The 17,660-nt window shown below is 42.6% G+C and carries 26 protein-coding genes; 4 read left to right on the plus strand and 22 right to left on the minus strand.

Annotated features, from left to right (window positions below; genetic code table 11):
• Positions 1–4 precede the first annotated feature (4 nt).
• Positions 5–937: a citrulline utilization hydrolase CtlX gene (gene ctlX, locus I4Q58_RS03325; RefSeq protein ID WP_203293682.1), complete on the minus strand. Its 933-nt coding sequence runs from the start codon at positions 935–937 to the stop codon at positions 5–7.
• Positions 938–1,113: 176 nt separating this feature from the next.
• Between ctlX and I4Q58_RS03330 the strand changes: the two genes are divergently transcribed.
• From I4Q58_RS03330 to I4Q58_RS03345, 4 genes are read left to right on the plus strand one after another with little or no spacing between them, the layout of a single operon-like run.
• Positions 1,114–1,548: a thioredoxin family protein gene (locus tag I4Q58_RS03330; protein ID WP_236002810.1), complete on the plus strand. Its 435-nt coding sequence runs from the start codon at positions 1,114–1,116 to the stop codon at positions 1,546–1,548.
• 5 nt (positions 1,549–1,553) lie between these two features.
• A complete protein-coding gene (locus I4Q58_RS03335; protein ID WP_236002811.1) occupies positions 1,554–2,537 on the plus strand; it encodes an FAD:protein FMN transferase in 984 nt (327 codons plus the stop codon).
• A gap of 1 nt (position 2,538) precedes the next feature.
• Positions 2,539–2,748: a DUF4266 domain-containing protein gene (locus I4Q58_RS03340; protein WP_203293684.1), complete on the plus strand. Its 210-nt coding sequence runs from the start codon at positions 2,539–2,541 to the stop codon at positions 2,746–2,748.
• A complete protein-coding gene (locus I4Q58_RS03345) occupies positions 2,735–4,060 on the plus strand; it encodes a DUF3570 domain-containing protein (RefSeq protein ID WP_394369319.1) in 1,326 nt (441 codons plus the stop codon). Before I4Q58_RS03340 ends, I4Q58_RS03345 begins: the two co-directional genes overlap by 14 nt.
• Here the strand turns inward: I4Q58_RS03345 and I4Q58_RS03350 are convergent.
• The 21 genes from I4Q58_RS03350 to rplX form a co-directional block, all read right to left on the minus strand.
• Positions 4,057–4,977: a dimethylarginine dimethylaminohydrolase family protein gene (locus tag I4Q58_RS03350; protein WP_203293688.1), complete on the minus strand. Its 921-nt coding sequence runs from the start codon at positions 4,975–4,977 to the stop codon at positions 4,057–4,059. The genes I4Q58_RS03345 and I4Q58_RS03350 overlap by 4 nt on opposite strands.
• 63 nt (positions 4,978–5,040) lie before the next feature.
• Positions 5,041–6,327, minus strand: a complete 1,287-nt coding sequence (locus I4Q58_RS03355; protein ID WP_203293690.1) for a citrate synthase — start codon at positions 6,325–6,327, stop codon at positions 5,041–5,043.
• Between the two features lie 169 nt (positions 6,328–6,496).
• Positions 6,497–7,783 carry a phosphopyruvate hydratase gene (gene eno / locus I4Q58_RS03360; RefSeq protein ID WP_203293692.1) on the minus strand — a complete coding sequence of 429 codons (1,287 nt, stop codon included), beginning with the start codon at positions 7,781–7,783 and terminating at the stop codon, positions 6,497–6,499.
• The gene (gene carA, locus I4Q58_RS03365; RefSeq protein WP_203293694.1) at positions 7,780–8,901 is read right to left on the minus strand and encodes a glutamine-hydrolyzing carbamoyl-phosphate synthase small subunit; all 1,122 of its coding nucleotides are present in this window, start codon (positions 8,899–8,901) and stop codon (positions 7,780–7,782) included. The genes eno and carA overlap by 4 nt, the downstream gene beginning before the upstream one ends.
• Before the next feature lie 165 nt (positions 8,902–9,066).
• Complete coding sequence (rplQ, locus tag I4Q58_RS03370; RefSeq protein WP_203293696.1) at positions 9,067–9,549, minus strand: 50S ribosomal protein L17; 483 nt, start codon at positions 9,547–9,549, stop codon at positions 9,067–9,069.
• 62 nt (positions 9,550–9,611) lie between these two features.
• Positions 9,612–10,604 (minus strand): DNA-directed RNA polymerase subunit alpha, encoded by a 993-nt coding sequence (locus tag I4Q58_RS03375; RefSeq protein WP_203293698.1) that lies wholly within the window; start codon positions 10,602–10,604, stop codon positions 9,612–9,614.
• Between the two features lie 21 nt (positions 10,605–10,625).
• Entirely contained in the window at positions 10,626–11,231 is a 606-nt protein-coding gene (rpsD, locus tag I4Q58_RS03380) for a 30S ribosomal protein S4 (protein ID WP_203293700.1), read from the minus strand.
• A gap of 93 nt (positions 11,232–11,324) precedes the next feature.
• Positions 11,325–11,729: a 30S ribosomal protein S11 gene (gene rpsK / locus I4Q58_RS03385; protein ID WP_203293702.1), complete on the minus strand. Its 405-nt coding sequence runs from the start codon at positions 11,727–11,729 to the stop codon at positions 11,325–11,327.
• Positions 11,730–11,740: 11 nt separating this feature from the next.
• Entirely contained in the window at positions 11,741–12,115 is a 375-nt protein-coding gene (rpsM, locus tag I4Q58_RS03390; RefSeq protein WP_203293704.1) for a 30S ribosomal protein S13, read from the minus strand.
• Positions 12,116–12,117: 2 nt separating this feature from the next.
• Positions 12,118–12,234, minus strand: coding sequence for a type B 50S ribosomal protein L36 (gene ykgO, locus I4Q58_RS03395; RefSeq protein ID WP_013305171.1), 117 nt, complete (start codon positions 12,232–12,234; stop codon positions 12,118–12,120).
• A gap of 26 nt (positions 12,235–12,260) precedes the next feature.
• A complete protein-coding gene (infA, locus tag I4Q58_RS03400; protein ID WP_116695298.1) occupies positions 12,261–12,476 on the minus strand; it encodes a translation initiation factor IF-1 in 216 nt (71 codons plus the stop codon).
• A gap of 102 nt (positions 12,477–12,578) precedes the next feature.
• A complete protein-coding gene (gene secY / locus I4Q58_RS03405) occupies positions 12,579–13,922 on the minus strand; it encodes a preprotein translocase subunit SecY (RefSeq protein WP_203293705.1) in 1,344 nt (447 codons plus the stop codon).
• Between the two features lie 12 nt (positions 13,923–13,934).
• The gene (rplO, locus tag I4Q58_RS03410; RefSeq protein WP_203293707.1) at positions 13,935–14,387 is read right to left on the minus strand and encodes a 50S ribosomal protein L15; all 453 of its coding nucleotides are present in this window, start codon (positions 14,385–14,387) and stop codon (positions 13,935–13,937) included.
• A gap of 10 nt (positions 14,388–14,397) precedes the next feature.
• Positions 14,398–14,577 carry a 50S ribosomal protein L30 gene (rpmD, locus tag I4Q58_RS03415; RefSeq protein WP_203293709.1) on the minus strand — a complete coding sequence of 60 codons (180 nt, stop codon included), beginning with the start codon at positions 14,575–14,577 and terminating at the stop codon, positions 14,398–14,400.
• A 12-nt stretch (positions 14,578–14,589) separates the two neighbouring features.
• The gene (gene rpsE, locus I4Q58_RS03420; protein ID WP_203293711.1) at positions 14,590–15,114 is read right to left on the minus strand and encodes a 30S ribosomal protein S5; all 525 of its coding nucleotides are present in this window, start codon (positions 15,112–15,114) and stop codon (positions 14,590–14,592) included.
• A gap of 6 nt (positions 15,115–15,120) precedes the next feature.
• A complete protein-coding gene (gene rplR / locus I4Q58_RS03425) occupies positions 15,121–15,471 on the minus strand; it encodes a 50S ribosomal protein L18 (protein WP_203293713.1) in 351 nt (116 codons plus the stop codon).
• Between the two features lie 11 nt (positions 15,472–15,482).
• Positions 15,483–16,025 carry a 50S ribosomal protein L6 gene (gene rplF / locus I4Q58_RS03430; protein ID WP_203293715.1) on the minus strand — a complete coding sequence of 181 codons (543 nt, stop codon included), beginning with the start codon at positions 16,023–16,025 and terminating at the stop codon, positions 15,483–15,485.
• 15 nt (positions 16,026–16,040) lie between these two features.
• Positions 16,041–16,442 (minus strand): 30S ribosomal protein S8, encoded by a 402-nt coding sequence (gene rpsH, locus I4Q58_RS03435; protein WP_203293717.1) that lies wholly within the window; start codon positions 16,440–16,442, stop codon positions 16,041–16,043.
• A gap of 68 nt (positions 16,443–16,510) precedes the next feature.
• Positions 16,511–16,780: a 30S ribosomal protein S14 gene (gene rpsN / locus I4Q58_RS03440; RefSeq protein ID WP_203293719.1), complete on the minus strand. Its 270-nt coding sequence runs from the start codon at positions 16,778–16,780 to the stop codon at positions 16,511–16,513.
• 3 nt (positions 16,781–16,783) lie between these two features.
• Positions 16,784–17,335, minus strand: a complete 552-nt coding sequence (gene rplE / locus I4Q58_RS03445; RefSeq protein WP_203293721.1) for a 50S ribosomal protein L5 — start codon at positions 17,333–17,335, stop codon at positions 16,784–16,786.
• A 2-nt stretch (positions 17,336–17,337) separates the two neighbouring features.
• A complete protein-coding gene (rplX, locus tag I4Q58_RS03450) occupies positions 17,338–17,652 on the minus strand; it encodes a 50S ribosomal protein L24 (RefSeq protein WP_203293723.1) in 315 nt (104 codons plus the stop codon).
• Positions 17,653–17,660 lie beyond the last annotated feature (8 nt).

Below are 17,660 nucleotides of genomic sequence, written 5' to 3' on the forward strand. Positions count from 1 at the left end.
TGAATTATTTCTTCGGAAGGAATATTTCAGCCAACATACAACGGGCACTTCCTCCGCCACAGGTTTCGATAGTTTCCAAATCGCTGCTCAAGATCTCACAGTGCTTTTCGATAGCGGTTACCTGTTCCTCTGTCAAACTCTGACGCGCCGCTTCACTCATCACCAAATACTTCTTATTGTCGGCACCGCGCACCTGAAGCATATTACCTGCAAACTGATGCATTTGGGCTTCGGTAATCGCAATGATTTCCTTATTGTCTTCCCGAAGGTGGTGTATGACGTTTTTCTTTTCCTTTTTATCATCGATAGAATCGAGACAGATCACGCAGAATTCCTCTGCCATACACATCATAACGTTGGTATGGTAAATGGGAAGGCGTTTGCCATCAACGGTTTGATTGGCCGTAAAAATGACGGGCATAAATTCAAAATCCTCACAGAATTCGATTAAAATCGACTCGTCGGCACGAGGGGAAAGCGCGCAATAGGCTTTTTCGTTTGGACGGTCCAAAATAAGGCTTCCGGTACTTTCCAGAAAGAGTCCATCGTCCTCTGCAGCGGTATAATCAACGATATTATTGATCTTGAAACCTTCTTCTTCAAAACGATCCAAAATGTCGGGTCGACGTTCCTTTCGGCGATTTTTGGCGAATAAAGGGTAAAGCGCAATATCGCCGTTCTCGTGAGTGGTTAGCCAGTTATTTGGAAAGATGGAATCGGGCGTGTCCAATTCCTTTTTATCATCTACAACGATTACATTCACCCCTACCTTACGAAGTTTCGCTACAAACGCATCAAATTCTTCTTGCGCCTTTGTATTCACCTCTTCGTTAACCAACGCCAAATCCTCTTGAAAATAGTTATTGACAGCGGTTTGTTCGTTCATTCGGAATGCCACTGGACGAACCATCAAAATAGTGTTTGTAATCTGTTGCATAAAAGCCTATAATTTTAAAGTGCAAAAATAATGTTCTTTCCTATGCTTACCAACGAATTAAGATTTTTAAGAAACATGACAAATGTCATTTTTTGGCAGGATATTTTCTTTATACCTTACCCTACTATACTAAAGGCTATAGTAGAATCGTTAGTAGAATAGTTAAAATCTTCATTTTGAAACATTTTTTATTCGTATGGCTGGTCATAAGCAGTTTTGCCATGACCGCCCAAGTGTGGGAAACCGATTACGATACCGCCCTTCAAAAAGCAACAAAACTTCACGAACCGATAATCCTTGTTTTTCAAGGTTCCGATTGGTGTGCTCCTTGCATAAAATTGGACCGGGAAGTTTGGAGCACCGATACCTTTAAGCAATATGCTGAAGGTCATTTTGTGATGCTACAGGCCGATTTTCCACGCCGGAAGAAAAACGCACTTCCAGCAGCGCAAGAGGCACAAAACAAAGCTTTGGCTGAAAAATATAACCGACAAGGTATTTTCCCCTTTGTTGTAGTTTTGAATAGTGATGGAAAAGTTTTGGGTGAAACGGGCTATAAAAAGTCAACTCCCGAAGAATACATCAAACACTTAGAGTCTTTTATTAACTGAATCTTTTGAAACAGTTTTTTGTCACCGGCATCGTATTCCTTTCTACCCTTTTCCTGAATGCTCAGGAAATTCATAAACGCACCCTGAAGTTAATGGGGAGCCGTTTCGAGATTACCGTAGTCGCGGAAGATGAAACCCAAGCCAACGCTTATATCGGTATGGCCGTGGCTGAAATCTCAAGAATTGAAAAATTGATTTCGTCCTGGGACCCAAACTCACAAACCTCCGAAATAAACAGAAATGCAGGTGTGAAACCTATAATGGTTTCGGAAGAATTGTTTGCGCTTATCAACCGCTGTCAGGGGCTTTCAAAACTAACCGATGGCGCGTTCGACATAACCTTTGCCTCAGTAGACAAGATTTGGAAATTCGACGGCAGTATGACTGTCATGCCAAGTGAAGAAGAGATTACGAACTCCGTTCAACGGATTGGCTTTGAAAAAATCGTTCTGAATGAAGCGGAAACTTCCGTTTATCTTCCTGAAACGGGAATGAAAATTGGCTTCGGTGCCATTGGAAAAGGCTATGCCGCCGATAAGGCGAAGGCCCTGCTTCAAGAACGAGGTGTAAAAGCAGGCATAATTAACGCCTCTGGCGATATGAATACTTGGGGAAAACAGCCATCGGGTGACGATTGGAAAGTTGCTATTACCAATCCGATGGACAAAAACAAAGCTTTTGCCCTGTTACCGATTTATGACAGTGCTGTTGTTACCTCTGGGAATTATGAAAAATATGTGATGATTGATGGAGAGCGTTATTCACATATTATCGACCCAAGAACTGGATACCCAGCAAAGGGAATTGTAAGTGCCACCATTTTTGCACCGAAAGCAGAGTTGGCCGATGCCTTGGCAACAGCAACCTTTGTAATGGGAATTGAGGCCGGTATCGACCGAATTAACCAACTCCCCGACATAGAATGCATCCTTATCGATGATACGGGTGCCATCCATACCTCACGGAATATAACCTTAAACACCAACTAAGATGAAAATAGCTTTTGGCATTTTTATGATGTGTATGTTTTTTACCTCCTGTACGGTGGTAAAGGAATACGAAAAAGTAAACCTTAACGACCCTGATATGGCACTGAGCGACAAGCAGATTAAGCGTTTTGAAACGAATGCACAATCCTATCGCGAGGCAGCTGCAGGTGCTAACGGTGGTAAAACAGGAGGTGGTTGTGGTTGTAACTAAGCTAAAACAAGGGTTAGTCCTTGCCGTATTTTTTATAGGTGCTAGAGCGCTCAGTCAAGATTCTACTAAAACGACCTACAAGAAAAGAGTACTGGAAACCACCGAAGTGGATATACTTACGAGTTATTATTCCCAGGAAGGCGATAATGCTGCCGTAAGTGGTGGGATTGGAAATGAGGAATTAACCGACTTCACGCCTACCATTGTGGTATCCATTCCGCTAAATGCCGACGACATTCTTAAAATAGACGCTGGGGTTTCCGCGTATACATCGGCCTCTTCCAGCAATATCAATCCGTTTGATGGCGCAGGTCCGGCCGATCCTTTTGTGGCTTCCTCGGGCGCTTCTTCATCAGATCTTTGGGCGAACGGAGTAGTTAGCTACACCCATAATTCTGACGACCGAAATGATATTTGGAGCGGTAAGATTTCCGTTTCCAGTGAATACGATTATTTTTCGCTGGGAGTAGGCGGAAGCTATACAAAGCTTTTTAATGAAAAGAACACCGAAGTAAGCCTGTCGGCCAATGTGTATATCGATTCATGGAGTTTGATTTATCCCTACGAATTACGACCTTTTGTTGAAACGGGCGATGGATTAAACAATAGCCTTTTCACCCAAAATACAATTACCGGAAATGCAAACTACAATCCGAATTTCACGAAATTAGATGGAAAAGGCCGGAATTCCTATTCGGTTGGAGTAGGATTTTCGCAGATTCTCTCAAAGAATATGCAGGGCTCCCTTTCAGTTGATGTGGTTCAACAAAACGGCCAACTATCGACGCCCTTCCAACGGGTGTACTTTGCTGATGTGGCCGATAGTTTTATTGAAAACTTTCAGCTAGCAGACGATATCGAGCGTTTACCAGACAGCCGTTTCAAGACGGCTATCGGTGGTCGATTAAATTATTATATCAATGAAATGTTTGTCGTACGGACCTATTATCGTTATTATTTTGACGACTGGGGTATTACGTCACATACAGCGAGTATTGAAGTACCCATCAAGTTGGGCACCAAGTTTACGATATATCCTTCCTATCGCTTCTATAACCAAACAGCCGCCGATTATTTTGCTCCCTATGAAGAACATCTTTCTACGGAAGAATTCTATACTTCAGATTATGACCTATCGGAATTCTCAGCAAATCAGTTCGGCTTCGGAATAACGTATACCGATATCTTCACCAATTTTCATGTGTGGAATTTTGGATTAAAATCAATTGACCTTAAGTTCAACCAATACAAGCGCGATTCGGGCCTCTCCTACTTCTTGATAGCAGGAGGTTTCAAATTTGTAATGGATTAGGAATAGTCTCGAACCAACGGCATGGTACTACAGCGAAGTAAGCCTTCTTGCTTGGCTATTTCGGCATAGGGTACTTCTTCAACCGTGAAACCTTGTTCCCTAAGCCAATTGTTCAGTCGGGTGAAGTTGCGTTCGGTGATGATTACTTCCGGTGAAATAGATACCACATTGCTAAACATATGGTACATTTCTTCAGGTGTTATATGAAAGCAGTTCTCTTTTCCGAAGAAATCGACCAGCCATTCATATTCTTCTTCCACCAAAAACCCTTCTTTGTGAATAATACACTTTCCTTTTCCTATAGGTTGAAAGCAGCAATCTAAATGAAGCGCATTCTCCTTCGCATTTGTATTCGATTTGCGTAGGCTAAACGACTTCACTTTTTTATGTGTAAACAATTCCTGAAGGTGTTTTACTGCTTTTTGATTGGTTCGCGCCGTGATAAAGCTTTTGTAGTCTTCACCATAATACGTCCCAACAAAAATGTAATCGCCCCAAGGCATCACATCGCCACCCTCGATATGGGCATCCTCTGGAAATTCCACGATTTTTGAAGGATCTATTTGATCGATTACATCATGCAAGGCATCGATCTCGCGTGAACGGTCTTCCAAGATATTCGCTTTGATAAATACGTCATCGATTACGAAAGCGATATCTCGCGTAAAGATTTGGTTGTAATCTTCTATAATATCAGGACGATATACCTTCACCTTATATTTTTCGAAAACGGCAGCAACAGCTTCAATTTCGGCCACCATATCTTCTTCGGTAGGATAGGTTCCGGCTTTTATGTGTTCCTTGCTTTTTGGATCGTAGGCATCTTCCAATGAAGGAATCCCACCGTTACTTTTGGCAGTTCCCAACACCACTTCCCTTAAGGGAGCGATTTCATCTTGAATATTCAACTTAATCATGGCGCAAATATAAAAAAGCATCCCCACATTAGGAGGATGCTTTTATGAACTTATATAAAATCGTTATCGTTTCTCGATTGGCTTGAACTCGCGATGTGTTTCACCAATGTATACCTGACGCGGGCGTCCGATAGGTTCCTTGCGAAGACGCATTTCACGCCATTGCGCAATCCAACCTGGCAAACGGCCCAAGGCGAACATAGCCGTAAACATTTCCACCGGAATACCCATCGCACGATAGATAATTCCAGAATAGAAGTCCACATTCGGATACAGTTTACGATCTACGAAGTATGAATCCTCTAACGCTTCTTTCTCTAAGCCTTTGGCGATATTCAGCACTGGATCTTCAACCCCAAGTGCCGATAGCACATCGTCTGCTGATTTTTTGATGATGCGCGCTCGTGGATCAAAATTCTTATACACACGGTGACCAAAGCCCATCAAACGGAACGGATCGTTCTTATCTTTCGCTTTTTGCATAAACTTATGCGTATCGCCACCATCTTCCTTAATATTTTCCAGCATTTCAATTACAGCTTGGTTCGCACCACCATGTAGCGGACCCCAAAGGGCGTTGATACCGGCTGAAAGGGAAGCGAACAAACCAGCATGCGACGAACCTACCATTCGTACCGTAGAAGTAGAGCAGTTTTGTTCGTGGTCGGCATGTAAAATCAATAGCTTATCAAGAGCATCAACCACTACCTTATTAGATTTGTACTCGCCATGTGGTTTCTTGAACATCATTTTCAAGAAATTATCGACATAGCCTAAGCTATCATCGCCATAATCTAATGGCTGACCCGTACGTTTGCGATAGGCCCAAGCAGTAAGCACTGGGAATTTCGCTAAAATACGAACCATTGCATTGTACATATCTTCTTCGCTATCGACATTCACCGAAGAAGGATTGAAGGCAACCAAAGCCGAGGTAAGAGAGGAAAGCACGCCCATTGGGTGTGCCGATTTTGGAAAACCATCCAGTATTTTCTTCACATCCTCATCAACGTGGGAATGTTGTTTGATGTCTTCATGGAATTTATTCAGCTCTTGCTGTGACGGAAGTTCGCCAAAAATCAAAAGATACGCTACTTCAAGGAAATCGGCTTTCTCTGCCAAATCCTCGATTGCATACCCTCTATAACGCAACACGCCTTCTTCACCATTCAGGAATGTGATAGCACTTTCGCAAGATCCTGTATTCTTATATCCAGGATCGATGGTGGTTACGCCGCCCGTAACGCTTCTAAGGGTTTTGATATCTATTGCTTCTTCATTCTCCGTTCCCTTTATGACAGGAAACTCATATTTTTTACCATCTATTTCGAGGATAGCTGTTTTTGACATATAGTTGAAAAGTGTTTATTGTTATTCCGAAAGGCTAAGATACAAAATATCGAGCGTTTTTTTAACATTTTCGGGCGTTCAAGAGGGTTAAAAAATCCTTAAATGACATTTATCATACCCCATAAAAAAAGCCTCTTCGTAAAGAGGCTCTCAAAATTATTTTTGAAACTTATATTTTGAAGGTGTTCCTTCCAGGATAATACCCTACATCGCATAATTGTTCTTCAATACGAAGTAGTTGATTGTACTTTGCCATACGGTCGCTACGTGACGCTGAACCGGTCTTAATCTGACCACAGTTAAGGGCTACCGCCAGATCGGCGATTGTATTATCCTCAGTTTCACCGCTACGATGCGACATCACCGATGTATAACCGGCATGATGCGCCATGTTTACTGCCGCTATCGTTTCCGTAAGGGTTCCAATTTGGTTCACCTTTATCAGGATAGAGTTCGCTATGTTTTCTGAAATACCTTTCGATAAACGTTCCACATTCGTTACAAAAAGATCGTCGCCTACCAACTGAACACGATCGCCAACCTTGTCGGTTAAGGCTTTCCAGCCCTTCCAATCGTTTTCATCCATTCCGTCCTCAATTGAAATAATCGGGTATTGGTCGCATAATTCAGCTAAATAGGAAGCCTGTTCTTCAGAAGAACGAACCTTCCCTTTCTCGCCTTCAAAAATGGTATAATCGTATTTTCCGTCTTTATAGAATTCTGCCGAAGCACAATCCAAGGCAATCATAATATCTTCACCTAAGGTATACCCCGCTTTTTTGGTCGCTTCAGCAATAGTATCCAACGCATCTTCGGTTCCATCTAAGGTCGGAGCAAAACCACCTTCATCACCCACGGCCGTGCTCAGGTTACGGTCGTGTAAAACCTTTTTAAGGTTATGGAAGATCTCAGAGCCCATTTGAAGCGCATGTGCAAAACTCTTGGCACTTATTGGCATGATCATAAATTCTTGAAAGGCAATCGGTGCATCGCTATGCGAACCACCGTTGATGATGTTCATCATAGGAACAGGTAAGGTCTTCGCGCTTACACCACCCACATAGCGATATAAGGGAAGGCCCAATTCGTTTGCTGCTGCCTTTGCACAGGCTAGGGAAACACCAAGGATAGCATTAGCTCCAAGTTTCGATTTGTTCTTCGTACCATCGAGGTCAATCATGGTTTGGTCGATCAGCTCCTGCTCGAATACGGAAACGCCCAATAGCGTTCCTGCAATCTTTCCATTTACGTTTTCGACGGCTTTCAGCACACCTTTTCCCATATAATCATCGCCACCATCGCGTAATTCCACGGCTTCATGTTCGCCAGTACTCGCTCCTGAGGGAACGGCTGCGCGACCTATAAAACCATTTTCGGTGATCACATCAACTTCAACCGTCGGGTTTCCTCGGGAATCGAAAATTTGACGGGCGTGGATATCAATGATTATACTCATGCTGTTTGTAATTTGTGGTTTTTTATATGTGAAATGAATTCGTCGAACAAGTACCATGCGTCGTGTGGCCCTGGACTTGCTTCTGGGTGATATTGTACAGAGAAGACCGGCTTATCTTTCACCTTGATTCCAGCGGCTGTTTTATCGTTTAGGTGAAGATGTGTAATCTCGATATTGGGATTCGCCTCTGCTTCTTCGCGATTGATGGCAAATCCGTGGTTTTGTGACGTGATTTCTCCTTTTCCTGTCATCAGATTTAGAATAGGATGGTTGATCCCTCTATGTCCGTGATGCATTTTATAGGTTGAAATACCATTCGCCAAAGCCAACACTTGATGTCCGAGACAGATTCCGAAGAGTGGATCGCCTTTTTCCATCACTTTTTTGGTCAGTGCAATGGCTCCTTCCAATGGCTCTGGATCGCCAGGTCCGTTTGAAATGAAGTATCCATCTGGATTGAAGGCTGCCAGTTCTTCATAGGTAGCATTGTATGGGAAAACCTTGACGTAACAGTCGCGTTTTGCAAGATTCTTCAGAATATTTGTTTTAATTCCGATATCAAGTGCTGAAATTTTATAGGTCGCGTTTTCATCTCCGTAGAAATACGGTTCTTTCACCGAAACCTTTGAGGCCAACTCCAGACCTTTCATATCGGGGACATCGGCCAGTTGCTTTTTCAGGTCGTCCAGCTTGTCGATTTCCGTAGTAATTACTGCATTCATGGCACCATTATCGCGAATATAGCTCACCAAAGCTCGTGTATCGACATCGCTGATGGCCAACAGATTGTTTTTATTGAGGAAGCTCTCCAACGATTCATCGGCTGCGGGCCGTGAATGGTGGTAGCTAAAGTTGCGGCAGATAAGACCCGAAATTTTAACCGAATCGCTTTCCACATCTTCGTTATTTGCACCGTAGTTTCCGATATGGGCATTGGTGGTAACCATCAACTGACCATAGTAGGAAGGATCGGTAAAAATTTCTTGATAACCGGTCATACCCGTATTAAAGCAGACCTCTCCGAAGGCAGACCCTTCTTTCCCGGCGACGGCTTTTCCATGGAAAATGGTTCCGTCGGCTAACAAAATAAGGGCTGGTTTTCTTTTTTGGTATTTCATAGCGTGTGCGTGTTTTGCAAAAATAATAGAATTGCGTAAGGTTTATGGTTTTCGTTTCTAGAACTTTTAAACATTTGATTCACGATAGCGTTCCTTATAAGTCATAAAAAAAGGGATAAACCTGAATGGCTTATCCCTTTTATATGATTCTTGAGGAATCTCATCTTATTCTTCCTCTTTTTTGGCGTTTGCTTTCGCTGCTGGAGCGGCTGCTTTACTGCTTCCGCCACCACCACCGCGTCGGCTACGACGGGTTTTCTTTTTGGTAGCTTTATCAGCGTTGTATAGTTCGTTATAATCGACCAATTCGATCATCGCCATATCAGCGGCATCTCCAAGTCGGTGACCCAACTTAATGATACGCGTATAGCCTCCTGGTCGATCTCCAACCTTAGCGGCCACATCGCGGAACAATTCCGTAACGGCATCTTTCTGACGCAATTTGCTAAATACGATACGACGGTTGTGCGTGGTATCTTCCTTTGACTTCGTAATCATCGGCTCTACAAACTGCTTCAGGGCTTTTGCCTTTGCAACGGTAGTGTTGATTCGCTTGTGTTCAATAAGGGAGCACGCCATATTGGCAAGCATTGCTTTTCTGTGCCCTTTTTTTCGCCCTAAGTGGTTGAATTTTTTTCTGTGTCTCATGACATTGTTGTTTAACCATCATCTTGCTCGACCCTCTTTGAGGAGCAAACTATGATGCATTATTAATCTTTATCCAATTTGTATTTAGAAAGGTCCATACCAAAGTTTAATCCTTTGCCACTTACCAATTCTTCTAATTCAGTCAATGATTTCTTTCCGAAGTTTCGGAATTTCATCAAATCATTTTTGTTGTAAGAAACCAAGTCGCCCAAGGTATCTACTTCGGCTGCTTTCAGACAGTTTAGGGCACGTACGGAAAGATCCATATCGACCAATTTTGTCTTCAACAACTGACGCATGTGCAATGATTCCTCATCGTATGTTTCGGTTTGTGCGATTTCATCAGCTTCAAGCGTGATGCGTTCGTCGCTAAACAACATAAAGTGGTGAATCAAGGTCTTGGCGGCTTCCGTCAAGGCATCTTTGGGGTGAATAGAACCGTCTGAGATAATTTCGAATACCAGCTTTTCGTAGTCGGTTTTCTGCTCTACACGATAGTTCTCGATGCTATACTTCACATTCTTAATCGGAGTGAAGATAGAGTCGGTAAAAATAGTTCCCAAAGGAGCGTTGCTCTTCTTGTTTTCTTCTGCTGGAACATATCCGCGACCTTTTTCGATAGTAATTTCGAGGTTAAGGTTCACTTTCTTCTCCATGTTACAGATAACCAAGTCTGGGTTCAATACTTGGAAGCCACTGATGAATTTTTGGAAATCACCGGCGGTCAGTTGGTCAGACTCGTTGATAGAAATAGTCACCGTTTCGTTATCTATTTCATCAATCTGCCTTTTGAACCGTACTTGTTTCAGGTTCAGGATTATTTCGGTAACGTCTTCTACTACTCCAGCGATGGTAGAGAACTCGTGATCGACACCTTCGATACGTACCGAAGTGATTGCGAATCCTTCCAAAGAAGAAAGTAGTACACGTCTTAGCGCGTTACCGATGGTCAAACCATAACCAGGCTCCAAGGGACGAAATTCGAATTTCCCCTCGAAGTCGGTCGAGTTGATCATGATAACTTTATCAGGCTTTTGAAAACTAAATACTGCCATAGTGTGACTGCTGTGTTTTTATTATTTAGAATAAAGTTCAACGATGAATTGTTCGTTGATGTTTTCTGGAATCTGCATACGTTGTGGAACGGATACGAAGGTTCCTTCCTTCTTTTCGTTGTTCCAAGTGACCCATTCGTAAACGTCGTTGCTGTTAGCCAAAGACTCCTCAATTACGGTAAGTGATTTTGACTTTTCGCGAACTCCGATTACATCGTTAGGCTTCACCTGATACGATGGAATATTTACCTTTTCACCGTTAACAGTGATATGACGGTGCGATACCAATTGGCGTGCTGCACGTCGGCTTGGAGCGATTCCCATTCTGAAAACCACGTTATCTAAACGCGATTCACATAGTTGCAACAACACTTCACCTGTAATACCAGGAGCAGCAGTTGCTTTTTTAAACATATTACGGAACTGACGCTCAAGAATACCATAGGTATACTTTGCTTTTTGCTTTTCAGCTAGCTGAATAGCATATTCCGATTTCTTACCACGACGACGGTTGTTACCGTGCTGTCCCGGTGGGTAATTACGTTTTTCGAAAGACTTATCGTCTCCGAAGATAGCCTCACCAAATTTTCGGGCTATTTTAGTTTTTGGACCAGTATATCTTGCCATTTTGAATTTGATTTTGAAGGGAAATCCAAATTAAGGTCGTTGATTCGTATCCTTTGGACTTCGTTATTCCTTCGATTGAAAAAATTAGTATGCTTAAACGCGACGTCTTTTTGGAGGACGGCAACCGTTATGTGGAAGTGGTGTTACGTCGATGATCTCTGTAACCTCGATTCCTGCGTTGTGAATGCTACGGATAGCAGATTCACGACCGTTACCAGGACCTTTCACATATACCTTTACCTTTCGCAATCCAGCTTCGTGCGCTACGGCTGAAGCATCTTCAGCGGCCAATTGGGCAGCATAAGGAGTGTTCTTTTTAGAACCTCGGAAGCCCATTTTACCAGCAGAAGACCAAGAGATTACGTCTCCGTTTTTATTCGTCAACGAAATGATAATATTGTTGAAAGAAGCAGTTACGTGTGCCTCGCCTACAGACTCGACATTAACTTTGCGTTTCTTAACTGCTTTTTTTGAACTTTTAGCGTTAGACTTTGCCATATCGTTAGGTATTATTTAGTTGCTTTCTTCTTGTTAGCAACTGTTTTACGTTTTCCTTTTCGTGTTCGGGAGTTGTTCTTGGTACGTTGTCCACGAAGCGGTAATCCTGCTCTGTGGCGAATACCTCGGTAACAACCGATGTCCATCAAGCGCTTGATGCTTAGTTGCACCTCGCTACGTAGTTCACCTTCGATCTTGTAGTTTCCGACAGCTTCACGAATGGCGCTGATTTCATCATCATTCCATTCATGCACTTTTTTGTCGGCATCTACTCCGGCTTGTTCTAAAATATCCTTCGCTCGGCTTTGTCCGATACCAAAGATATATGTTAACGCGATTACACCCCTTTTCTGTTTCGGGATATCGACACCTGCGATTCTTGCCATAATTATCCTTGTCTTTGTTTAAACCTTGGGTTCTTTTTATTAATAACATAAAGCCTACCTTTTCTGCGTACAATCTTGCAGTCGGCGCTTCTTTTCTTAACGGATGCTCTTACTTTCATCTCAATTAAATTTTATCAGATACCTTTTAGTATCTGTAGGTTATACGAGCCTTTGTTAAATCGTATGGGCTCATTTCCAGTTTCACTTTATCTCCGGGCAACAATTTGATGTAGTGCATACGCATTTTGCCCGAGATATGCGCAGTTACAATATGACCGTTTTCCAATTCAACACGAAACATCGCATTAGACAATGCTTCTACAATTGTTCCATCTTGTTCAATAGGGGGTTGTTTTGCCATATTTTGTTTTTTAGTTTATAGTCTTTGGTTCGGTAGTCGGTCTTGTACGTTATACTTACAAAATCATTCAATCATCTACCTCATTAATTACTACAATGCTATTTATGCTACTGCTTTTCTGTTTTTTCCTGTTTTCATCAAACCATCATAATGACGATTCAATAAATACGAATTAATTTGTTGCATGGTATCGATGGCTACCCCAACCATAATGAGTAGGGATGTACCACCATAGAACAATGCCCATCCTTGCTGAATACCCATCAACTTAACCACGAATGCAGGGAAAACTGCAATCAAGGCTAGGAAGATAGATCCTGGCAATGTAATTTGAGACATTACTCTATCTAAAAACTCTGCGGTTTCAGATCCAGGCTTGATACCCGGGATAAATCCTCCGCTTCGTTTTAGGTCATCGGCCATTTTGTTGGTAGGAACAGTAATCGCTGTGTAGAAATACGTAAATATGATAATCAACGCAGCAAATACCAAGTTATACCAAAGGCCAAATATATCACTGAACGTCGCTTGCAACGTCTGCGCAAAATTGCTATCTGACAATCCTGCCACTGCAGCTGGTACAAACATAATCGCCTGTGCAAAGATAATTGGCATTACACCAGACGCGTTCAATTTAAGGGGAATAAATTGTCTAGCCCCAAAAATATTCTTTTCATAATTTCCGCTCGCGGTACGTCGCGCATACTGCACGGGTATCTTTCGAACGGCCATTACCAACATAACGGAAGCCAGAATAATGACGAACCAGATAACCAATTCAATCAGGATCATGATCAATCCACCATTACTTTCCAATACACGGGAAGCAAATTCCTGTGCGAAAGACTGTGGGAGTGTTGCAATGATACCCACCATAATAAGTATGGAGATACCGTTACCAACACCTTTGTCAGTAATTTTTTCACCCAACCACATAGCAAATATCGTTCCAGTCACCAAAATGATGACAGAAGATACGTAGAACATCGGCGTTTGCCCTAGAATAAAGGCTTCTGTCGGTACACCAAGTGCTGGCAAACCTGCCAAATAACTAGGTGCTTGCACCAAACAGATACCGATGGTTAACCATCGTGTAATTTGCGTGATCTTCTTACGACCGCTTTCCCCTTCTTTCTGCAATTTTTGCAGGTAAGGAACCGCGATCTGCATCAATTGTACCACAATGGAAGCCGAGATATACGGCATGATACCTAGGGCAAACACAGAAGCATTTGCAAAGGCACCACCTGTAAAGGCATTTAGCAAGCCTCCGATACCACCGGTATCGAATTTACCGGCAAATTCTGCCAGCTTGGATGCGTCAATACCCGGTAGCACAACTTGTGCTCCAAAGCGATATACAAGTAGAAGACCTAGGGTAACCATGATTCGGTTCCGTAGCTCTTCTATTCTCCAAACATTTTTTAAGGTATCAATAAATTTCATGGATATGGGCTATTACACGGTTACTGCTTCACCTCCAGCTGCTTCGATAGCTTCTTTCGCTGAGGCCGTAAATTTGTGTGCGGACACTTTCAGTTTCGCTTTCAATTCGCCCCTTCCTAAAATCTTTACCAAATCATTCTTTCCAGCCAGACGCAATTCGATAAGTTTCTCAAGATCGATTGAATCTTTGATTTTCTTATCGTCCACAAGTTTCTGAAGGGTATCGATATTCACCCCTTGGTATTCCTTGCGGTTACGATTGTTGAAACCGAATTTAGGTACGCGGCGTTGAAGTGGCATTTGTCCACCTTCAAAACCGATCTTTTTAGAATAGCCCGAACGTGACTTCGCCCCTTTGTGACCACGACCAGCGGTACCGGCTCTACCGGATCCCTGACCTCGCCCTACGCGCTTTCCATCTTTATGTGTTGAACCTTCTGCAGGTTTAAGATTACTTAAATCCATTGTTTATATCTTATAGGGTTTCTACAGAAACCAAATGTTTTACATTTTTCACCATACCAAGAATATTTGGCGTGTCTTCGTGCTCGACGCTCTGACCAATTTTGCGTAGTCCTAGCGCTTCGAGTGTTCTCTTTTGGTTTTGCGTGCGTTTGATTGCACTACGTACCTTTGTTACTCTAATCTTTGCCATTTTCTTCAGTATTTATCCTTTGTACAATTTTTCAAGTGTAATACCGCGTTGTTTCGCTACGGTTTCAGCACTACGCAATTGCAATAATGCATCAAAAGTAGCTTTCACAACGTTGTGTGGGTTGGAAGATCCTTGCGACTTCGACAATACGTCGTGTACGCCTACTGCTTCCAATACTGCACGTACCGCACCACCGGCGATAAGTCCTGTACCCGGTGCTGCTGGAATCAAGTTCACACGGGCACCACCATACTTTCCTTTTTGTTCGTGTGGCAAGGTAGCCTTATTCAAAGGAATACGCACCAAATTTTTCTTAGCATCTTCGATAGCCTTTGCGATAGCGCTGGCAACGTCTTTGGATTTCCCAAGACCTTGTCCAACCACGCCATTTTCGTCTCCAACTACTACAATAGCAGAAAATCCGAATGCGCGACCACCTTTAGTTACTTTCGTTACACGTTGAACCCCTACCAAACGGTCTTTTAGGTCAAGACCTCCGGGTTTTACTGTTTCTACGTTTTTATAATCTTGATACATATTTCTTTAGAATTTTAGTCCGCCTTCGCGTGCTCCTTCAGCCAATGATTTAACTCTTCCGTGGTAAAGGTATCCACCGCGATCAAACGATACAGCTTCTACGCCTTCTTTTTGTGCTTTTTCGGCAATCGCTTTTCCAACAGCTTTCGCTATTTCAGATTTGTTGGCTCCTTCGATTCCTTTATCTCTTGAAGATGCAGCAGTAATGGTTTTTCCATTTACATCGTCAATAAGTTGTGCATAGATCTCTTTGTTGCTTCGGAAAACCGCCAAACGTGGACGATCGGAAGTTCCTGAAACTGTCTTTCGGATCCTGTATTTAATTCGGGTCCTTCTATCTTGTTTTGATAATGCCATAACGTTATATCTTATGCAGATTTACCTGCTTTTCTTCTAATTTGTTCACCAACAAACTTGATACCTTTTCCTTTGTAGGGCTCAGGCTTACGGAAGCTACGGATTTTTGCCGCTACTTGTCCGACCAATTGTTTGTCATGTGAGGTTAGTTTTACAATAGGATTTTTTCCTTTTTCGCTCACGGTCTCAACCTTCACTTCTGGCGCTAAGTCTATCACGATATTGTGAGAGAAACCAATCGCCAAGTCAAGTTTTTGTCCTTGGTTGCTGGCACGGTACCCTACTCCTACCAATTCTAATTGCTTGGTGTATCCATTAGAAACACCTTCGATCATGTTGGCGATAAGGGCACGATAAAGACCATGCTTCGATTTGTGATCTTTTGCTTCGGAAGGACGCTCCAATACAACTTGGTTGTCTTCCACTTTTACGCTGATGTCATTTATTTCCTGACTCAACTCGCCTAATTTCCCTTTTACGGTAACAGTGTTGTCTTTTACGTCAACCGTTACACCGTCGGGAATTGTTACTGGGCTTTTACCTATTCTTGACATTTCCTTGTCTTATTTTTAGTAAACGTAACACAATACTTCTCCACCAACATTCTGGGCTTGCGCCTGCTTGCCTGTCATTACTCCTGCTGAAGTAGAAACAATGGCAATTCCAAGTCCGTTAAGGATTCTTGGGATGTCTGATGAACTTGCGTATTTACGTAAACCTGGTTTACTGATTCGTTGAATTTTCTTGATCACTGGATCTTTTGTAACCTTGTCGTACTTCAAGGCAATTTTAATGGTTCCTTGTGGACCATTATCATCCTCGAATTTGTAACTCAAGATAAATCCTTGATCAAACAAAATCTTTGTAATTTCCTTTTTCAGGTTTGAAGCTGGCACCTCTACTACTCGGTGTCCGGCTAACACTGAATTTCTAACACGGGTTAGATAATCTGCAATTGGATCTGTTGTCATTTATTTATGATTACGAATGTGGTTTTCCAACGGTTTGTTGAAACCTTCATCCTGTTATACTCTTCGTTTTACCAGCTGGCTTTTCGCACTCCAGGAATAAGACCGTTATTGGCCATTTCACGGAACATTACACGAGAAATTCCAAATTGTCTCATATATCCCTTTGGGCGACCTGTAAGCTTGCAACGGTTGTGCAAACGAACTGGAGACGAGTTTTTTGGCAATTTCTGTAGACCTTCCCAGTCGCCAGCCTCTTTAAGGGCTTTACGCTTTTCGGCATACTTCTTCACCATTTCCTGTCTTTTCACCTCGCGGGCTTTCATTGATTCTTTAGCCATCTCTTAATTCTTTTTAAATGGTAATCCTAGTTCTGTAAGCAATGATTTTGCTTCTTTATCGGTTTCAGCTGAAGTTACGAAAGTGATGTTCATCCCTTCGATTTTCTTCACCTTATCGATATCTACCTCTGGAAAGATGATTTGCTCAGTAATTCCTAGAGAGTAGTTTCCTCGTCCGTCGAAACCAGTTGCCTTAATTCCCTGGAAGTCACGTACGTTTGGCAGGGCTGAAGTTATCAACCGATCCAAGAATTCATACATGCGCTCGCCACGAAGGGTTACTTTTGCCCCAATAGGCATTCCCTTACGCAACTTAAAGCTAGCAACGTCCTTCTTAGAAATCGTAGCTACTGCTCTTTGCCCAGTGATTCGGGTCAACTCGTCGACAGAGTATTCAATTAGTTTCTTATCGGCTACCGCTGCTCCGACGCCACGTGAAACGACGATACGTTCCAACTTAGGCACCTGCATTACATTTTGGTAACCAAACTCTTCGGTTAGGGCTTTCATCACCCTTTCCTTATATTCTTCCTTAAGTCTTGGTGTGTATCCCATAACTATATTACTTGATTCGATTTTTTAGCAAATCGTACTTTTTTTCCGTCTTCCATTCTGTATCCAACACGTGTTGGCTCGCCGCTTTTTGGGTCGATCAACGCAAGGTTGGAAATATGGATTGGTGCTTCTTTTTCAGTAATTCCGCCTTGAGGATTTGCAGCACTTGGCTTCTCATGCTTCTTCACTGTATTCACACCTTCTACAATCGCTTTGTTCTTGTCAGTAAGCACACGGAGTACTTTCCCTTCGAACCCTTTGTGTTCTCCGGCCAATACCACTACGTTGTCTCCTGATTTTATTTTAAGCTTTCCCATTATATCTC

Source organism: Luteirhabdus pelagi (assembly GCF_016827595.1).
In the GTDB taxonomy this organism is placed as follows: Bacteria; Bacteroidota; Bacteroidia; order Flavobacteriales; family Flavobacteriaceae; genus Luteirhabdus; species Luteirhabdus pelagi.

Coding starts and splice junctions, on each gene's coding strand:
- ctlX (WP_203293682.1), bottom strand. CDS start 937: ATGCAACAGATTACAAACACTATTTTGATGGTTCGTCCAGTGGCATTC.
- I4Q58_RS03340 (WP_203293684.1), top strand. CDS start 2,539: ATGAAAATAGCTTTTGGCATTTTTATGATGTGTATGTTTTTTACCTCC.
- I4Q58_RS03350 (WP_203293688.1), bottom strand. CDS start 4,977: ATGATTAAGTTGAATATTCAAGATGAAATCGCTCCCTTAAGGGAAGTG.
- I4Q58_RS03355 (WP_203293690.1), bottom strand. CDS start 6,327: ATGTCAAAAACAGCTATCCTCGAAATAGATGGTAAAAAATATGAGTTT.
- eno (WP_203293692.1), bottom strand. CDS start 7,783: ATGAGTATAATCATTGATATCCACGCCCGTCAAATTTTCGATTCCCGA.
- carA (WP_203293694.1), bottom strand. CDS start 8,901: ATGAAATACCAAAAAAGAAAACCAGCCCTTATTTTGTTAGCCGACGGA.
- rplQ (WP_203293696.1), bottom strand. CDS start 9,549: ATGAGACACAGAAAAAAATTCAACCACTTAGGGCGAAAAAAAGGGCAC.
- I4Q58_RS03375 (WP_203293698.1), bottom strand. CDS start 10,604: ATGGCAGTATTTAGTTTTCAAAAGCCTGATAAAGTTATCATGATCAAC.
- rpsD (WP_203293700.1), bottom strand. CDS start 11,231: ATGGCAAGATATACTGGTCCAAAAACTAAAATAGCCCGAAAATTTGGT.
- rpsK (WP_203293702.1), bottom strand. CDS start 11,729: ATGGCAAAGTCTAACGCTAAAAGTTCAAAAAAAGCAGTTAAGAAACGC.
- rpsM (WP_203293704.1), bottom strand. CDS start 12,115: ATGGCAAGAATCGCAGGTGTCGATATCCCGAAACAGAAAAGGGGTGTA.
- ykgO (WP_013305171.1), bottom strand. CDS start 12,234: ATGAAAGTAAGAGCATCCGTTAAGAAAAGAAGCGCCGACTGCAAGATT.
- infA (WP_116695298.1), bottom strand. CDS start 12,476: ATGGCAAAACAACCCCCTATTGAACAAGATGGAACAATTGTAGAAGCA.
- secY (WP_203293705.1), bottom strand. CDS start 13,922: ATGAAATTTATTGATACCTTAAAAAATGTTTGGAGAATAGAAGAGCTA.
- rplO (WP_203293707.1), bottom strand. CDS start 14,387: ATGGATTTAAGTAATCTTAAACCTGCAGAAGGTTCAACACATAAAGAT.
- rpmD (WP_203293709.1), bottom strand. CDS start 14,577: ATGGCAAAGATTAGAGTAACAAAGGTACGTAGTGCAATCAAACGCACG.
- rpsE (WP_203293711.1), bottom strand. CDS start 15,114: ATGTATCAAGATTATAAAAACGTAGAAACAGTAAAACCCGGAGGTCTT.
- rplR (WP_203293713.1), bottom strand. CDS start 15,471: ATGGCATTATCAAAACAAGATAGAAGGACCCGAATTAAATACAGGATC.
- rplF (WP_203293715.1), bottom strand. CDS start 16,025: ATGTCAAGAATAGGTAAAAGCCCAGTAACAATTCCCGACGGTGTAACG.
- rpsH (WP_203293717.1), bottom strand. CDS start 16,442: ATGACAACAGATCCAATTGCAGATTATCTAACCCGTGTTAGAAATTCA.
- rpsN (WP_203293719.1), bottom strand. CDS start 16,780: ATGGCTAAAGAATCAATGAAAGCCCGCGAGGTGAAAAGACAGGAAATG.
- rplE (WP_203293721.1), bottom strand. CDS start 17,335: ATGGGATACACACCAAGACTTAAGGAAGAATATAAGGAAAGGGTGATG.
- rplX (WP_203293723.1), bottom strand. CDS start 17,652: ATGGGAAAGCTTAAAATAAAATCAGGAGACAACGTAGTGGTATTGGCC.